Raw genomic sequence first — 14,705 nt, forward strand, 5'->3', positions numbered from 1 at the left:
TACTCTTACCCCTTCGCCATCAGGCGGAGGGGTTCTCTTCCTGTACCTTCTTCTCGACCTTAAACGGGTCAATCCCCTTACGCTGCATCCGCCAGAAGCGAATGATGTTCAGGCCGTTCATCACCAGGAAGCTGCCCTCAATCATCGTGCCGCCTATCGAGCCAAGCCAGAAGTTATGAATCACCCAGCAAAGCGTGGAACACCACATCACGCAGCGTACCGTCAGCCCTTTACAGCGGAATAACGCCCAGGTACTGGCCACCGTGCCGGCGATCGGCAACAGTTCCATAGCATGGTGCAATTTACCAAGCCCAAGAATCAGCGTCAGCGCAATAAAGACGAACATCACCCAGATCCGGCGCGTGTAGACCGAAATAATGGTTCGGATAACGTTCAGCTCAGCGCTCATCCCGGCGGGAATGGCCCCCATCAGGAAGAAGTGCACGCCAATGGTGGCGCTGTAAAGGGAGAGCTGGAACTTAAAGCGCCGTTCATCACGGTTGATGAAGGTGGTGATACCGATAATAAATGCCAGAACGCCAACGCCCTGGGCCAGCCAATACGCCGTCATGAGAGGTCCTTGTTAAACAGCATAAAAAAACGGCGTTTCACACAATGAAACGCCGTTTTATCGTATCAGATCACATTTTTATTACAACGTGACGCCGCTCTTAAAGATAGCCAGTTCGCGGAAATCATTGCGCTCGTTGCAGGTCTGCTTACCGTTGGCGAAGTCGACGATAACGTCGACAAACTCTTCCAACAGCTGAGGCATCGCTTTACCGTGAATCAGTTGGCCAGCATTGAAGTCGATCCAGTGTTTCTTCTTCGCAGCCAGTTCGCTGTTGGTGGCAATTTTCACCGTCGGCACAAAACCACCGTAAGGGGTACCGCGACCGGTACTGAACAGCACCATATGACAGCCCGCGCCCGCCAGGGCACTGGTCGCCACCGCATCGTTACCCGGTGCGCTGAGCAGGTTCAGACCGTGTGTTTTCAGGCGTTCGCCGTAGCGCAGCACGTCAACCACTTTGCTGGAGCCCGCTTTCTGCGTGCAGCCCAGTGATTTGTCTTCCAGCGTCGTAATACCGCCCGCTTTGTTACCCGGCGATGGATTCTCGTAGATAGGCTGGTCATGGGCAATGAAGTACTGCTTAAAGTCATTGACCATGGTCACCAGCTTGCCGAAGGTCTCTTCGTCACGACAGTGGCTCATCAGCAGCTGCTCAGCACCGAACATTTCCGGCACTTCGGTCAGCACGGTGGTGCCGCCGTTGGCAATCACGTAGTCGGAGAAACGACCCAGCATCGGGTTGGCGGTAATGCCGGACAGGCCGTCAGACCCGCCGCACTCCAGACCAAACTTCAGCTCGCTCAGTTTACCCGGCTCGCGTTTGTCATTGCGCATCACGCTGTACAGCTGATGGAGATGTTCGATCCCGGCTTCCACTTCGTCTTCCTGGTGTTGGCAGACCATAAAGTGTACGCGTTCAGGATCGAACTCGCCAAGGGTTTCACGGAACGCATCGACCTGGTTGTTTTCACAACCCAGACCAACCACCAGCACCGCGCCCGCATTCGGGTGACGCACCATGTTTTGCAGCATGGTGCGAGTGTTGATGTGATCGTCACCGAGCTGTGAGCAACCGTAGGTGTGGCTGAAGAGGTGAACGCCATCGATACCTTCGGCATCGTTGGTCTCTTTCAGGAAACGGTTCTGCATCTGGCGAGCCATGGCGTTAACGCAGCCAACGGTCGGCAGGATCCAGAGTTCGTTACGCACGCCCACGTCACCGTTCGCACGGCGGTAGATCTGCACGTCACGATCGACGGGCTGGGCAACCTCTGCCTGGAAATCAGGTTGGTAGCTATACGTGTCCAGATCGCTGAGATTGGTGCGCGTGTTATGAGCATGAATATGCTCGCCCGCTGCCACATCCACCAGCGTATGACCAATAGGTAAACCGTATTTAATGACGTTTTCACCCTTCGCAATGTTGCTTAAGGCGAACTTGTGGCCACGTGTTACCGCCTGACGCAGGGTAATCACCTGCCCATCAACGGTGACGTCGGTTCCTTCGGCCAAATCAGCGAGCGCGACTGCGACGTTATCCAGCGCATGGATCTTGATGTATTGCATACCAACCCCAGACCTTAGTTCAGTTCAATGGCGAAGTAATCACGCGCATTGTTAAAGCAAATGTTTTTCACCATCTCACCCAGCAGTTGGATGTCGGCAGGCGCTTCGCCCGCGGCAACCCAGCGGCCGATCATCTGGCACAGAATACGACGGAAGTATTCGTGACGGGTGTAAGACAGGAAGCTACGGCTATCGGTCAACATACCCACGAAGCGGCTCAGCAGGCCCAGCTGTGCCAGCTGAGTCATCTGGCGTTCCATACCGTCTTTCTGATCGTTGAACCACCAGCCGGAACCGAACTGCATCTTGCCCGGCATACCTTCACCCTGGAAGTTACCGATCATGGTGCCCAGCACTTCGTTATCGCGTGGGTTCAGGCAGTACAGAATGGTTTTTGGCAGCAGGTTCTGTTCGTTCTGCTTGCTCAGCAGTTTAGACAGCTCTTCCGCCATTGGGCGGTCGTTGATGGAGTCGAAGCCGACGTCCGCACCCAGCAGTTTGAACTGGCGCAGGTTGTTATTACGCAGCGCGCCGATGTGGTACTGCTGTACCCATTCGCGACGAGCGTATTCCGCACCCAGGAAGACCAGAACGGCGGTTTTGAACTGGGCGACTTCGTGCTCGCTCAGGGTTTCACCGGCCAGGCGACGTGCCAGGATGCTATCCAGTTCCGCTTCGTTAGATTCCGCGAACAGCACAACGTCCAGCGCGTGATCGGACACTTTACAGCCGTGAGCGGCGAAGTGATCCAGACGCTTAGTCAGCGCAGTCTGCAGGTCAGCAAAGCGACGGATGTCGGTGTCAGACACTTCACCCAGTTTTGCCATGTAGTCGTTGAAGGTTGCCAGTTCAATGTTGAACGCTTTATCCGGGCGCCAGCTCGGCAGCACTTTCACGTCAAAGGAACCGTCTTTCGCGACGGCCGCATGATGTTCCAGAGAATCGATCGGGTCATCGGTGGTGCCGACCATTTTCACGTTCATCTGCTTCATGATGCCGCGCGCGGAGAATTTGTCCTGAGCCAGCAGCTCGTTGCACTCATCCCAGATTTCGCCAGCGGTAGACGGCGACAGCAGTTTACCGGTGATGCCGAATGGGCGACGCAGTTCGAGGTGAGTCCAGTGGTATAACGGGTTACCGATGGTGTGCGGCACGGTGGCTGCCCACGCGTCAAACTTCTCGCGGTCAGACGCATCGCCGGTACACAGGCGTTCCGCTACGCCGTTGGTACGCATTGCGCGCCACTTGTAGTGGTCGCCTTTCAGCCAGATGTCATACAGGTTTTTAAAACGATAGTCTTCCGCAACCTGCTGTGGTGGCAGGTGGCAGTGATAGTCGAAAATCGGCTGATCTTTTGCGTAGTCGTGGTACAAACGGCGAGCAAATTCGGTGTCTAACAGAAAATCTTCAGTCATGAACGGGGTCATTATCGTCTTCCTCTCAACGAGTGGGTCAGATGTTTATCTGTAATGCTGTCAAAGTTATCACACCAATTTCGTTCAACCGAAGATTTTTTCGTGAGTTAGATCAATAAACCCTGACAAAAAATGACAGAAAAAATGACGAAACGCCCCTGCAACCCGCGCCGCGCCTGGCCTGCCCTATCTACCCCTTAAACCGTACGGAAAATACCTCTTTTGTGACGGTATTCACCTTTTAAAGTTGTATGACAAGTTATCTTGCACCCCGTCGAAACACATTGAACGACGGAATGTAGTAGCCGTGGTCGATACAGACACCTGATTGAGCGGTACGGATACCGAATTCAGCACGCGTACTTACTGGCAAGTTCGGGCCGTACCGGGAAGTTAACTCCGGTAAGCCCCTTCGAGAATGACATCTTCCGGCAACACGGGAGGATGGCTGCAGGACTCGCAGTTATAACAACACGATGAGGTTTACATGCGTAAAATTAAAGGGTTACGTTGGTACATGATCGCACTGGTGACGATGGGCACCGTGCTGGGCTACCTGACACGTAATACCGTGGCGGCAGCTGCGCCGACTCTGATGGCTGAGCTGCACATTTCCACACAGCAATACTCTTACATCATCGCTGCTTACTCTGCAGCTTACACCGTGATGCAGCCGGTTGCCGGCTACGTTCTGGACATTCTGGGTACCAAAATCGGCTACGCCTTCTTCGCCATTGCCTGGGCTGTTTTCTGCGGCGCGACTGCGCTAGCAGGCAGCTGGGGCGGCCTGGCCATCGCACGTGGTGCGGTCGGTGCGGCTGAAGCGGCAATGATCCCTGCGGGTCTGAAAGCCAGCTCCGAGTGGTTCCCGGCGAAAGAGCGTTCTATCGCGGTAGGTTACTTTAACGTCGGTTCGTCTATCGGCGGCATGATTGCTCCACCGCTGGTGGTCTGGGCTATCGTGATGCACAGCTGGCAGATGGCGTTCATTATCTCCGGTGCGCTGAGCTTCATCTGGGCAATGTCCTGGCTCATCTTCTACAAACACCCACGCGATCAGAAGAAATTAACTGACGAAGAACGTGATTACATCATTGGTGGTCAGGAAGCACAGCACCAGACCAACAACGCGAAGAAAATGTCGCCATGGCAGATCATTCAGACCCGTCGCTTCTGGGGTATCGCCCTGCCGCGTTTCCTGGCTGAGCCAGCCTGGGGTACCTTCAACGCCTGGATCCCACTGTTCATGTTCAAAGTCTACGGCTTCGACCTGAAAGAAATCGCGATGTTTGCGTGGATGCCAATGCTGTTCGCTGACGTAGGCTGCGTACTGGGTGGTTACCTGCCGCCGCTGTTCCAGCGCTGGTTTGGTGTGAACCTGATTGTGTCTCGTAAAATGGTTGTCACCATGGGTGCCCTGCTGATGATTGGCCCAGGGATGATCGGTCTGTTCACCAGCCCATACATTGCAATCGCTCTGCTGTGCCTCGGTGGCTTTGCTCACCAGTCCCTGTCCGGCGCGCTGATTACGCTTTCTTCTGACGTCTTCGGTCGTAACGAAGTAGCAACCGCGAACGGTCTGACCGGGATGGCGGCGTGGATGGCGAGCACCATGTTTGCTCTGGTCGTCGGTGCGCTGGCAGACACCATCGGCTTCAGCCCGCTGTTTGCAGTCCTGGCTATCTTCGACCTGTTAGGCGCAGTGGTTATCTGGACCGTGCTGCAGAATAAGCAGGCAGACGACGGTCAATCCGGCGCGAATAGCCCGACGCAGCAGGCCACGCAAAACTAATCTGTAACGGATGTCTGTTTTCCCAAAAGCCGCCTTGTTCCAGGCGGCTTTTTTCATGTCATAATGTGGTTAGCTGCTCGTAAAAGTGGTATAACAAATTTAATCTGCCGTACCCTGCCTGGAGAGCATATGGAAATCGCCGACGCACGTCGCTTGTATCAGCAATTAGCCGCTGAACTAAAAGAACGCATTGAGCAAGGCGTCTACCTTGTGGGCGATAAACTGCCTGCGGAGCGCTTTATTGCCGATGAAAAAAGCGTCAGCCGTACCGTGGTTCGCGAAGCCATCATCATGCTGGAGGTGGAAGGGTATGTTGAAGTACGAAAAGGCTCCGGCATTCACGTCATTTCCAATCAGCCGAAATACCACCAGATGCCGGACGAAACGCTGGAGTTTGCCAACTACGGCCCGTTTGAGCTGCTGCAGGCACGTCAGCTGATTGAGAGCAACATCGCAGAGTTCGCTGCCACCCAGGTCACCAAGCAGGACATCATGAAGCTGATGGAGATCCAGGAAAATGCACGCAAAGAGCAGTGTTTCCGCGACTCCCAGTGGGATCTCCAGTTCCACGTGCAGGTTGCTCTGGCGACACAAAACACCGCGCTTGCGGCCATCGTCGAAAAAATGTGGACCCAGCGCGTGCACAACCCATACTGGAAAAAACTCCACGACCATATCGACGCTCGTACCGTAGATAACTGGTGTGACGATCACGATCAGATCCTGAAAGCGCTGATTCGCAAAGATCCGCACGCGGCAAAAATTGCCATGTGGCAGCATCTGGAGAACACCAAACTGATGCTGTTCAACGAAACCAGCGATGATTTTGAGTTCAACGCCGACCGCTATCTGTTTGCGGAAAACCCGGTAGTTCACCTCGATACGGTCGCTATCGGCGGCAAATAAGCGCCCTTGTCACTTATCATGGCTTACCTGGCTTTTCGCGTGGGTAAGCCTTTGTAAATCCCCTAGCCACTCCCCGCCCGAAACCGCAAAATCACTCTGCAACAAATTGCAATTTCTATGACGGAAAACCGCGCATTTGTTACAATTGCATGCATTTTGCCTTTTTGTTGTTCAGCAGTAGATTATTTTGCCAAAACAAGGACTGTTCAGCGCGTATTTACCGCGATGCTATTAAAATAGAAACAAGCAAAGACCGTCGCAGCGCGTTCAGGCATTACGTTAATCGATGTACCAGGAATCGTGAATGGAACTACTAACCCAACTCTTAAATGCCTTGTGGAGCCAGGATTTCGAAACTCTCGCTAATCCGTCCATGATCGGCATGCTCTATTTTGTCTTATTTATGATTCTGTTCCTTGAGAACGGTTTGCTGCCGGCCGCGTTTTTACCGGGCGATAGCCTGCTGGTGCTGGTCGGCGTACTGATTGCTAAAGGCGCAATGGGCTTTCCACAAACGGTTCTTTTGCTGACCGTCGCCGCCAGCCTCGGCTGCTGGCTTAGCTATATTCAGGGCAAGTGGCTGGGCAATACCCGTATCGTCCAGAACTGGCTTTCACACCTTCCCGCCCACTATCACCAGCGCGCGCACCATCTGTTCCATAAACATGGGCTTTCCGCACTGTTGATTGGCCGCTTTATCGCGTTCGTTCGTACCCTGCTGCCCACCATTGCCGGGATCTCAGGTCTGAACAACGCGCGTTTCCAGTTCTTCAACTGGATGAGCGGCCTGCTGTGGGTACTGATTCTGACCACTCTTGGCTATCTGCTGGGTAAAACCCCGGTATTCCAGAAATACGAAGACGCGCTAATGTCGTGCCTGATGCTGCTACCGGTGGTGCTGCTGGTCGTCGGCCTGATCGGTTCACTGGCCGTGGTGTGGAAAAAGAAATACGGTAATCGGGGCTAAGATGGTAGCAAACCGCATTCTGCTACGTCGATTTGCCATTAGCCTGGGCATGATGCTGGCGCTATGTCTCATGCTTTGGCTATGGGCCGCACTTCAGCGCGAAGAGTCTACGCTGGCCATTCGCCCGATGAATCAGGCCAGCATGCCCGACGGCTTCTCCATTTCTCATCATCTGGATGCTAACGGCATTCGCTTTAAGAGCATCACGCCGAAAGATGATGCTTTATTGATTACCTTTGAATCCAGCGAACAGAGCGCCGCAGCGAAGCGCGTGCTGGATAATACCCTGCCGCACGTCTACGTCATTGCGCTGCAGGATGAAGATAACAACCCGGCAAGCTGGCTGTCCCTTCTTCGTGATACCTCGCATCGATTTGGTTAGCCACTTCCAGGATTCCGAATACTTTCACCCGCTTTGGTGATTTTGTATTTTACTTACTATGCTTAGTATTGTGGGTGACGCAGCGGCGCTGCCCACATACCGGAAAAAGTACATGCACATGTACTACGCACAATGGAAGGTTCATACATGAAATACCGCATCGTTCTTGCTCTTGCCCTCGCGTCTCTTAGTGCGAGCGCAGCAGCAACATCACTGTGTCAGGAAAAAGAGCAGGACATTCAGCGTGAGATTGGCTATGCCGAAAAGCATAACAATCAGCACCGTATCGACGGCCTGAAAAAGGCACTGAGCGAAGTCCAGGCACACTGTACTGACAGCAAGCTTCGCGCCGATCATCAGGAAAAAATTGCGGAACAGAAGGATGAAGTTCGCGAGCGCGAGCAGGATCTGAAGGAAGCAGAGCAGAAAGGCGATGCGGATAAAGTGGCGAAACGCGAGCATAAGCTGCAGGAAGCCAAAAAAGAACTTAACGCGCTGGAATCCCGCGCATATTGAGTGGAAATCCTTAAAGGAGAGATACGATGGCTAAAGATTCGACATCAGATCAGTTACGCGCAGAGCTGAAGGCCCTGTCCGATACCCTGGAAGAAGTCCTGAATGCTTCCACCGACAAATCCAAAGAGGAGATGAGCAAGCTGCGCAGTAAAGCAGAGAGCGCGCTCAAAGAGAGCCGTGACCGCTTGGGCGAAGCGGGTGAAGTGCTGACGAAGCAAACGCGTGAAGCGGCGGCGAAAGCCGACGGCTACGTGCGTGAAAACCCATGGACCGGCGTCGGTATTGGTGCAGCTGTCGGGCTGGTGCTGGGCGTCCTGCTGACGCGTCGCTAAGCATGAGTCAATCTCAACACGCGCCGGGGCCGGGAAAGAACATTCTCGGCATCGGCCAGCGCATAGTGACCCTCGTGGTCCAGATGGTCGAAACGCGGCTGCGCTTAGCGGTCGTTGAGCTGGAAGAGGAGAAAGCCAACCTCATCCAGATCCTGTTAATGGCCGGGCTTACCCTGCTGTTTACCGCTTTCGGCCTGATGAGCCTGCTGGTGCTGATAATTTGGGCAGTCGATCCGCAGTATCGTCTTATCGTGATGATCGCCACCACGGCTACGCTGCTGCTGCTTGCGCTGATTGGCGGAATATGGACCCTGCGCAAAGCTCGTCGTTCCACGCTGCTTCGCCACACTCGCCACGAGCTGGCTAACGATCGCGCCCTGCTGGAGGATGATAAACCATGAATCCACGTCAGGAGCGAGAGGAACGCAAAGCCTATTTGCTGCGGGAAATTCAACAACAACGGCTGGATCTCATCGCCAGCCGTCGCGATTGGCTTGAAGCCACGCAACCTTACGATCGCGGCTGGGGCCGACTTGTGAGCCTGCGCTCATGGGTAATGGTCGCCAGCAGCGCGATGGCTGTGGTCTCTCTACGCCATCCGCGTTTTCTGGTGCGCTGGGGCCGTCGTGGGCTGGGCATCTGGAGCACCTGGCGCATGGTCAGGAATATCCTGCGTCGTTCCGTTTAGCCTTGGCCCTTCTTCTTTTCCACTGCCATACCTCATTGCTCAGATTCTTTGAAGAACTTCAACAGTTTTCCTTGCTAACAATTGTTATACACCACAGTTATATTTCTCTCCATCGACAGCCGCTACGCGCTATCAACGTGTAAACGCTCAATAAAACGGTTTAACTGCCCGCAAGGTTCTCTGGAGAGAAAGATGAAAAAATTAGAAGATATTGGTTTCCTGGTCGCACGTATTCTGATGCCGATTCTGTTTATCACCGCAGGCTGGGGCAAAATCACCGGGTATGCGGGTACGCAGCAGTATATGGAAGCAATGGGTGTCCCAGGTTTCCTGCTGCCACTGACCATTCTGCTTGAGTTTGGCGGCGGTCTGGCGATTCTGTTCGGTTTCCTGACTCGTACCACCGCGCTGTTCACTGCAGGCTTCACCCTGCTGACCGCCTTCATCTTCCACAGCAACTTTGCTGAAGGCATGAACTCGCTGATGTTTATGAAAAACCTGACCATCGCTGGCGGCTACCTGCTGCTGGGTATCACCGGTCCAGGCGCATTCAGCATCGACCGCGTGCTGAATAAAAAGTGGTAAGCGCACTATACTGAATGAATAAAAAAGCGAGGAGATATCTCCTCGCTTTTGCTATCTGGAGGAGAACATCATGGGACAATTGATCGATGGCGTCTGGCAGGACGTCTGGTATGACACCAAATCCACCGGTGGACGTTTCCAGCGTTCGGTTTCCGCCTTTCGCAACTGGCTGACCGCCGACGGCGAGCCGGGCCCGACCGGCAACGGTGGTTTTGCCGCCGAGAAGGATCGCTATCACCTGTACGTCTCCCTTGCCTGTCCGTGGGCGCATCGCACGCTGATCCTGCGTAAGCTCAAAGGGCTGGAGCCGTTTATCTCGGTTTCCGTCGTCAACCCGCTGATGCTGGAAAATGGCTGGACCTTCGATGCCGATTTCCCGGCCGCCACTGGCGATACGCTTTATCAGCATCAGTTCCTTTATCAGCTCTACCAGCATGCCGATTCCAGCTACTCCGGGCGCGTCACCGTGCCGGTGCTGTGGGATAAAAAGAACCAGACCATCGTCAGCAACGAATCTGCGGAGATCATTCGCATGTTCAATACCGCCTTTGATGCGCTGGGCGCCAAAGCGGGTGATTACTATCCGGTCGCGCTACGTGAGCAGATTGACGAGCTGAATAGTTGGATCTACGACACCGTGAACAACGGGGTCTACAAAGCCGGTTTCGCCACCAGCCAGGCGGCCTATGATGATGCCGTCGAAAAAGTCTTTAGCTCGCTGGATCGTCTGGAGAAGATCCTCGGCCAGCATCGCTATCTGACCGGTAATCAGCTTACCGAAGCCGATATTCGCCTGTGGACGACGCTTATCCGCTTCGATCCGGTCTACGTGACCCACTTTAAGTGCGATAAGCATCGCATCAGCGACTATCTGAACCTGCACGGCTTCCTGCGTGATATCTACCAGATGCCGGGTATCGCTGAAACCGTCGACTTCGACCATATCCGCAACCACTACTTCCGTAGCCACAAAACGATCAACCCGACCGGGATTATCTCCATCGGGCCATGGCAGGATCTGGAAGAGCCGCACGGCCGCGACGAGCGTTTCCGCTAAGCACACCGGGCATCGGTTCTCGATGCCCTATTAATTCACACGATCAATATTTACCACCTTTTCATTCACGACTATCCTTAGCTTGATCGCTTTAAAAACAAGTGATTAATGATCAACTGAGGCATAAAAATGGATTGGTATCTCAACGTTCTACGTAATTACATTGGGTTTGGCGGCCGCGCCCGTCGCAAAGAGTACTGGATGTTCATTCTGGTGAACGTCATTTTGACGTTCGTGCTGGGGGTGGTAGACAAGATGCTGGGCTGGCAGCGCGCGGGCGGCGAAGGGATCCTCACCACTATTTACGGCATTCTGGTGTTTATTCCGTGGTGGGCAGTGCAGTTCCGCCGACTGCACGACACCGATCGCTCGGCGTGGTGGCTGCTGCTGCTGATCATTCCGGTGATAGGCTGGATTGTGATAATCATCTTTAACTGCCAGAAAGGAACGCCTGGCGACAACCGTTTCGGGCCGGATCCGAAGCGTCTTTCCTGATATGTAGGCCTGATAAGTCTTGTAGGCCTGATAAGCGCAGCGCCATCAGGCATTCAGCGCTGATTGCCGGATGGCGGCGTAAACGCCTTATCCGGCCTACAACTCTACTTCGCGGTTAACAGCTTTTGAATCTCACGCAGACACCAGGACTTCGCTTCGCCCATACTGTCGCGACGCCAGGCCATGATGATATCAATCTCGCTGGTGTATTCCGGGCTCACCACGCGCAAACGTCCCTGCGCAATATCCTCTTCGACCATCGGATACGGCATGGTCGCCACGCCCAGGCCAGCTAACAGCGCCTGACGCTTCTCTTCCATCGACGTCACCGTTAAACGCGGCTGCTTATCCAGCAGCTGTACCGTCAGCACCGGACGTTCGCGGGCGGTGTCGGCAATCGCTACGCCGCGATACTTCACGCGCGTCACTTCCGACAACGGCTCGGCTTCCTGATGAATCGGATGATCCGGCGCGGCAACATAAACGTTCATCACCGAATAGAGCTTGCGGGAGTTAATCTCCGTCGATGAGCGGAAATGCATATCCGGCGCAATCACGATATCCGCCCGCCCCTGCTCCAGGCGCTCCCAGGCCCCTGCCAGCACTTCGGTAATAATCGACAGTTGGGTATTGGATTTGGTCGCCAGCTTTTCCACCAGCGGGAACAGCGCGGAAGTTGGGATCAACGCTTCTGCTACGATGGTGAGGTGGGTTTCCCAGCCGCGAGCCAGCGCTTCGGCATCAGTGGTCAGCTTATCGGCGGCTTCCAGCAGCACGCGACCGCGTTCCAGCAGCATGCGCCCTACGTTAGTGAATTTTGTTCGATGACCCGAGCGGTCAAACAGCACCACGTCCAGCTCTTCTTCCAGCTTTTGCATGGTGTAGCTTAATGCCGAAGGCACGCGTCCAAGCTCATCAGCCGCGGCGGCAAAGCTTCCGCGTCTATCAATCGCGTCCATTACTCGTAGTGCTTCTAGCGTCAGTGCTCTCTCTTTGGCCATAGCGCGCTCATTCAGTAAATTTGAACATACCGGGCAGAATATCTGGCTAACAATGCAGCGTCCATACCTTTACCATTGATTTAGTGTAAAGGAGGGTCAAGAAGATGATTACCACAAGAACAGCGAAACAGTGCGGACAGGCAGACTTCGGTTGGCTGCAGGCTCGCTACACCTTCTCTTTTGGGCACTACTTTGATCCGAAGCTCTTGGGCTACGCCTCACTGCGCGTGTTGAATCAGGAAGTGCTGGCACCGGGTGCCTCTTTCCAGCCACGTACCTATCCAAAAGTCGATATTCTGAATCTGATTCTGGAAGGTGAAGCGGAGTACCGCGATAGCGAAGGCCACCATATTCACGCCAAAGCCGGTGAAGCGCTGCTGATCGCCACTCAGCAAGGCGTGAGCTACAGCGAGCATAATCTGAGTAAAGACAAGCCGTTAACCCGGATGCAAATCTGGCTCGACGCCTGCCCAGAACGCGAAAACTCGCGTGTGCAGAAGATCAAACTGAAAGAGACCGATCACCAACTGTTAGCCTCACCGGACGGCAGCCAGCATAGTCTTCAGCTGCGCCAGCAGGTATGGCTGCACCATATCGAGCTTGCCAAAGGCGAACAGGTCAGCCTGCAACTGCACGGGCCACGTGCCTATCTGCAGTCGATTCATGGCACGGTTCACGCGTTGGCTCACGAGGCAGAAAAGCAGTCGCTGACCTGCGGCGATGGCGCATTTATCCGCGATGAGAGCAATATCACACTGGTGGCTGATACCCCGCTGCGCGCTTTGCTGATAGATTTACCGGTGTAACGATTTTCAGGGACACCGAAGACAAAATGAGTAAGCGAAACAACAAAAAGCAGCACAAGGCCGTCGTCGTTAAAGCACCACAGCCGGTCAACACACCGAAAGCGTTTGGTTTTGAAGAGATGCTAAACGAGCTGGAAGCGATTGTGTGTGAAGCAGAACGTCATCAGGCAGAAGAACACGCCGCCTGAGAAGATGCCCCGGCCAGACTCCGGGGCTTTTTTTATTGCAGGCCGGATCAGCAACGCGCCATCCGGCAAAACCTGCGCAGATTGCCGGATGACGGCGTGAACGCCTTATCCGGCCTACGTTCCCTATTTTTTAGCCAAGCTTGCTCGCCATAATCTGAATCACCTGTTTGTCCGTCTGCTGCATGGAGTGGCAGGCCAACGAGCAAAGGTTGCTAATCGACTGCTCTACATCGTTCGCCACAATCCCCTCGTTCCCGGTTACCGCCGTTTCATCCAACGCCATCAGCACCGCTTTCCACGCCGACGACACGCTGGTTGATACCTTCATCGCGCAGCTGTTAGACGCACCATCGCAGATAATACCGCTGACGTCGCCAATCATGCTGCTGATAGCCATCGAGATACTGCGGTATCTGCCGTCGATAAGCCAGCAGATACCGGCCGCCGCCCCCATTGAGGCCGTGGTGGCCGCACAGAGCGCCGACAGCATCGGCAACTGATGATGGATGTAAATAGCCGTCAGGTGCGAAAGAATCAGCCCGCGGGCCATTTTCTCCTGCGAGCAGCCCAGATGCTCCGCCACCACTACAACCGGCATGGTGGCGGCAATACCCTGATTGCCCGAGCCGGAATTGCTCATTGCAGGCAGGCAAGCGCCGCCCATACGCGCATCCGACGCCGCCGAGGTGCGGATCATAATGTCGGTGAGCAGATCTTTTGCCAGCAGCCCGCGCTCACGCTGACGTTGCAGCGTTGCGCCAATATGCAGGCCGTACGGCGCGCGCAGCCCTTCATGGGAGAGCGCGCTGTTCAGCAGGGCGGCATCGAGGATAAAGCTTATCTTCTCAAACGGCACCTGCTCGGCAAACTCAACAACCTGCTCCAGCGTGACGTTCTCAAGGGATGTTGTCTGCTCTTCTTCTGCGCCGTCACAATTGCTAGCATCCAGCAGCGTCACGCCGTTTTTGACCACGCGAATCACTCGCGTATGGCCACCGGCAATGGTTACCGTCGCCGATTCATTGAGGGTATAGACCGTGGCGCTGGCATAGAGCACTTCATCGCACGGCTCTTCCATCGTCACCGACACCTTACCGCTGGCCAGCAGAACCTTGGCCGCCGTAATGTCCTCGACCGAAGCGCCCTTCAGCACCTCAAGCCCGGCCTGCGCGTCGCCGCCAAGCGCACCGAGCGCGGCGGCAATCGGCAGCCCCACCATCCCCGTTCCCGGCACGGTAACGCCCATGCCGTTTTTCATCAGGTTCGGCGACACTTTAGCCACGATATGGCTGACCCTGCCCGCCAGATACGATGCCGCAATCGCACTCGCCAGCGCCAGCGAAACCGGTTCAGTGCAGCCCATCGCGGGCTTCACGTTCTGTTTTACCGCCTGAATCATGTTGTCCCAGAGCGGATTCATTGATACATCAACCAT

Annotated in this window: 18 protein-coding genes; 13 read left to right on the forward strand and 5 right to left on the reverse strand. The window is 54.8% G+C overall.

Annotated elements, in window-relative coordinates; genetic code table 11:
• Window positions 1–19: 19 nt before the first annotated feature.
• The 3 genes from ACLGE8_RS08630 to uxaC form a co-directional block, all read right to left on the reverse strand.
• Complete coding sequence (locus tag ACLGE8_RS08630; RefSeq protein WP_220440913.1) at window positions 20–571, reverse strand: YgjV family protein; 552 nt, start codon at window positions 569–571, stop codon at window positions 20–22.
• A gap of 81 nt (window positions 572–652) precedes the next feature.
• Entirely contained in the window at window positions 653–2,140 is a 1,488-nt protein-coding gene (locus ACLGE8_RS08635; protein WP_410997939.1) for a UxaA family hydrolase, read from the reverse strand.
• Window positions 2,141–2,154: 14 nt separating this feature from the next.
• Window positions 2,155–3,567, reverse strand: a complete 1,413-nt coding sequence (gene uxaC, locus ACLGE8_RS08640) for a glucuronate isomerase (protein WP_185667876.1) — start codon at window positions 3,565–3,567, stop codon at window positions 2,155–2,157.
• A 475-nt stretch (window positions 3,568–4,042) separates the two neighbouring features.
• On the opposite strand from uxaC, the gene ACLGE8_RS08645 reads away from it, so the two are divergent.
• From ACLGE8_RS08645 to ACLGE8_RS08695, 11 genes are all read left to right on the forward strand, one after another.
• A complete protein-coding gene (locus ACLGE8_RS08645) occupies window positions 4,043–5,347 on the forward strand; it encodes an MFS transporter (protein WP_410997941.1) in 1,305 nt (434 codons plus the stop codon).
• Between the two features lie 129 nt (window positions 5,348–5,476).
• Window positions 5,477–6,253 (forward strand): transcriptional regulator ExuR, encoded by a 777-nt coding sequence (gene exuR / locus ACLGE8_RS08650; protein ID WP_185667874.1) that lies wholly within the window; start codon window positions 5,477–5,479, stop codon window positions 6,251–6,253.
• Between the two features lie 304 nt (window positions 6,254–6,557).
• Window positions 6,558–7,220, forward strand: coding sequence for a DedA family general envelope maintenance protein YqjA (gene yqjA / locus ACLGE8_RS08655; protein ID WP_333496213.1), 663 nt, complete (start codon window positions 6,558–6,560; stop codon window positions 7,218–7,220).
• Window position 7,221: 1 nt separating this feature from the next.
• Window positions 7,222–7,602: an EnvZ/OmpR regulon moderator MzrA gene (mzrA, locus tag ACLGE8_RS08660; protein ID WP_410997944.1), complete on the forward strand. Its 381-nt coding sequence runs from the start codon at window positions 7,222–7,224 to the stop codon at window positions 7,600–7,602.
• A 147-nt stretch (window positions 7,603–7,749) separates the two neighbouring features.
• Window positions 7,750–8,118 carry a DUF1090 domain-containing protein gene (locus tag ACLGE8_RS08665; RefSeq protein WP_185667871.1) on the forward strand — a complete coding sequence of 123 codons (369 nt, stop codon included), beginning with the start codon at window positions 7,750–7,752 and terminating at the stop codon, window positions 8,116–8,118.
• A gap of 26 nt (window positions 8,119–8,144) precedes the next feature.
• Window positions 8,145–8,450, forward strand: a complete 306-nt coding sequence (locus tag ACLGE8_RS08670) for a YqjD family protein (protein ID WP_185667870.1) — start codon at window positions 8,145–8,147, stop codon at window positions 8,448–8,450.
• 2 nt (window positions 8,451–8,452) lie between these two features.
• Entirely contained in the window at window positions 8,453–8,851 is a 399-nt protein-coding gene (locus ACLGE8_RS08675) for a phage holin family protein (protein ID WP_410997946.1), read from the forward strand.
• Entirely contained in the window at window positions 8,848–9,138 is a 291-nt protein-coding gene (locus ACLGE8_RS08680) for a YqjK-like family protein (RefSeq protein ID WP_410997948.1), read from the forward strand. The genes ACLGE8_RS08675 and ACLGE8_RS08680 overlap by 4 nt, the downstream gene beginning before the upstream one ends.
• A gap of 192 nt (window positions 9,139–9,330) precedes the next feature.
• A complete protein-coding gene (locus ACLGE8_RS08685) occupies window positions 9,331–9,723 on the forward strand; it encodes a DoxX family protein (protein WP_064542109.1) in 393 nt (130 codons plus the stop codon).
• A 70-nt stretch (window positions 9,724–9,793) separates the two neighbouring features.
• Window positions 9,794–10,780, forward strand: coding sequence for a glutathione S-transferase family protein (locus tag ACLGE8_RS08690; RefSeq protein WP_410997950.1), 987 nt, complete (start codon window positions 9,794–9,796; stop codon window positions 10,778–10,780).
• A gap of 129 nt (window positions 10,781–10,909) precedes the next feature.
• Entirely contained in the window at window positions 10,910–11,275 is a 366-nt protein-coding gene (locus ACLGE8_RS08695) for a DUF805 domain-containing protein (RefSeq protein ID WP_410997952.1), read from the forward strand.
• 104 nt (window positions 11,276–11,379) lie between these two features.
• On the opposite strand, the gene ACLGE8_RS08700 is transcribed toward ACLGE8_RS08695, so the two are convergent.
• Window positions 11,380–12,276: a LysR family transcriptional regulator gene (locus ACLGE8_RS08700; protein ID WP_185667865.1), complete on the reverse strand. Its 897-nt coding sequence runs from the start codon at window positions 12,274–12,276 to the stop codon at window positions 11,380–11,382.
• A gap of 104 nt (window positions 12,277–12,380) precedes the next feature.
• Here ACLGE8_RS08700 and ACLGE8_RS08705 point away from each other — a divergent pair, with 104 nt between their 5' ends.
• Complete coding sequence (locus ACLGE8_RS08705) at window positions 12,381–13,082, forward strand: pirin family protein (RefSeq protein ID WP_410997954.1); 702 nt, start codon at window positions 12,381–12,383, stop codon at window positions 13,080–13,082.
• 26 nt (window positions 13,083–13,108) lie between these two features.
• A complete protein-coding gene (locus ACLGE8_RS08710) occupies window positions 13,109–13,270 on the forward strand; it encodes a hypothetical protein (RefSeq protein WP_410997956.1) in 162 nt (53 codons plus the stop codon).
• A gap of 130 nt (window positions 13,271–13,400) precedes the next feature.
• On the opposite strand, the gene ACLGE8_RS08715 is transcribed toward ACLGE8_RS08710, so the two are convergent.
• Complete coding sequence (locus tag ACLGE8_RS08715) at window positions 13,401–14,705, reverse strand: serine dehydratase subunit alpha family protein (protein ID WP_410997958.1); 1,305 nt, start codon at window positions 14,703–14,705, stop codon at window positions 13,401–13,403.

The sequence above is a fragment of the Kluyvera sp. 142486 genome (assembly GCF_046569695.1).
GTDB lineage: Bacteria > Pseudomonadota > Gammaproteobacteria > Enterobacterales > Enterobacteriaceae > Kluyvera.

What these genes read in the sequence shown, in the direction of transcription:
- yqjA (WP_333496213.1), top strand. Translation starts at nt 6,558, where the DNA reads ATGGAACTACTAACCCAACTCTTAAATGCCTTGTGGAGCCAGGATTTC.
- ACLGE8_RS08710 (WP_410997956.1), top strand. Translation starts at nt 13,109, where the DNA reads ATGAGTAAGCGAAACAACAAAAAGCAGCACAAGGCCGTCGTCGTTAAA.
- ACLGE8_RS08700 (WP_185667865.1), bottom strand. Translation starts at nt 12,276, where the DNA reads ATGGCCAAAGAGAGAGCACTGACGCTAGAAGCACTACGAGTAATGGAC.
- ACLGE8_RS08680 (WP_410997948.1), top strand. Translation starts at nt 8,848, where the DNA reads ATGAATCCACGTCAGGAGCGAGAGGAACGCAAAGCCTATTTGCTGCGG.
- ACLGE8_RS08690 (WP_410997950.1), top strand. Translation starts at nt 9,794, where the DNA reads ATGGGACAATTGATCGATGGCGTCTGGCAGGACGTCTGGTATGACACC.
- ACLGE8_RS08705 (WP_410997954.1), top strand. Translation starts at nt 12,381, where the DNA reads ATGATTACCACAAGAACAGCGAAACAGTGCGGACAGGCAGACTTCGGT.
- mzrA (WP_410997944.1), top strand. Translation starts at nt 7,222, where the DNA reads ATGGTAGCAAACCGCATTCTGCTACGTCGATTTGCCATTAGCCTGGGC.
- ACLGE8_RS08675 (WP_410997946.1), top strand. Translation starts at nt 8,453, where the DNA reads ATGAGTCAATCTCAACACGCGCCGGGGCCGGGAAAGAACATTCTCGGC.
- uxaC (WP_185667876.1), bottom strand. Translation starts at nt 3,567, where the DNA reads ATGACCCCGTTCATGACTGAAGATTTTCTGTTAGACACCGAATTTGCT.
- ACLGE8_RS08630 (WP_220440913.1), bottom strand. Translation starts at nt 571, where the DNA reads ATGACGGCGTATTGGCTGGCCCAGGGCGTTGGCGTTCTGGCATTTATT.
- ACLGE8_RS08685 (WP_064542109.1), top strand. Translation starts at nt 9,331, where the DNA reads ATGAAAAAATTAGAAGATATTGGTTTCCTGGTCGCACGTATTCTGATG.
- ACLGE8_RS08635 (WP_410997939.1), bottom strand. Translation starts at nt 2,140, where the DNA reads ATGCAATACATCAAGATCCATGCGCTGGATAACGTCGCAGTCGCGCTC.
- ACLGE8_RS08645 (WP_410997941.1), top strand. Translation starts at nt 4,043, where the DNA reads ATGCGTAAAATTAAAGGGTTACGTTGGTACATGATCGCACTGGTGACG.
- ACLGE8_RS08665 (WP_185667871.1), top strand. Translation starts at nt 7,750, where the DNA reads ATGAAATACCGCATCGTTCTTGCTCTTGCCCTCGCGTCTCTTAGTGCG.
- ACLGE8_RS08670 (WP_185667870.1), top strand. Translation starts at nt 8,145, where the DNA reads ATGGCTAAAGATTCGACATCAGATCAGTTACGCGCAGAGCTGAAGGCC.
- ACLGE8_RS08715 (WP_410997958.1), bottom strand. Translation starts at nt 14,705, where the DNA reads ATGGTTGATGTATCAATGAATCCGCTCTGGGACAACATGATTCAGGCG.
- exuR (WP_185667874.1), top strand. Translation starts at nt 5,477, where the DNA reads ATGGAAATCGCCGACGCACGTCGCTTGTATCAGCAATTAGCCGCTGAA.
- ACLGE8_RS08695 (WP_410997952.1), top strand. Translation starts at nt 10,910, where the DNA reads ATGGATTGGTATCTCAACGTTCTACGTAATTACATTGGGTTTGGCGGC.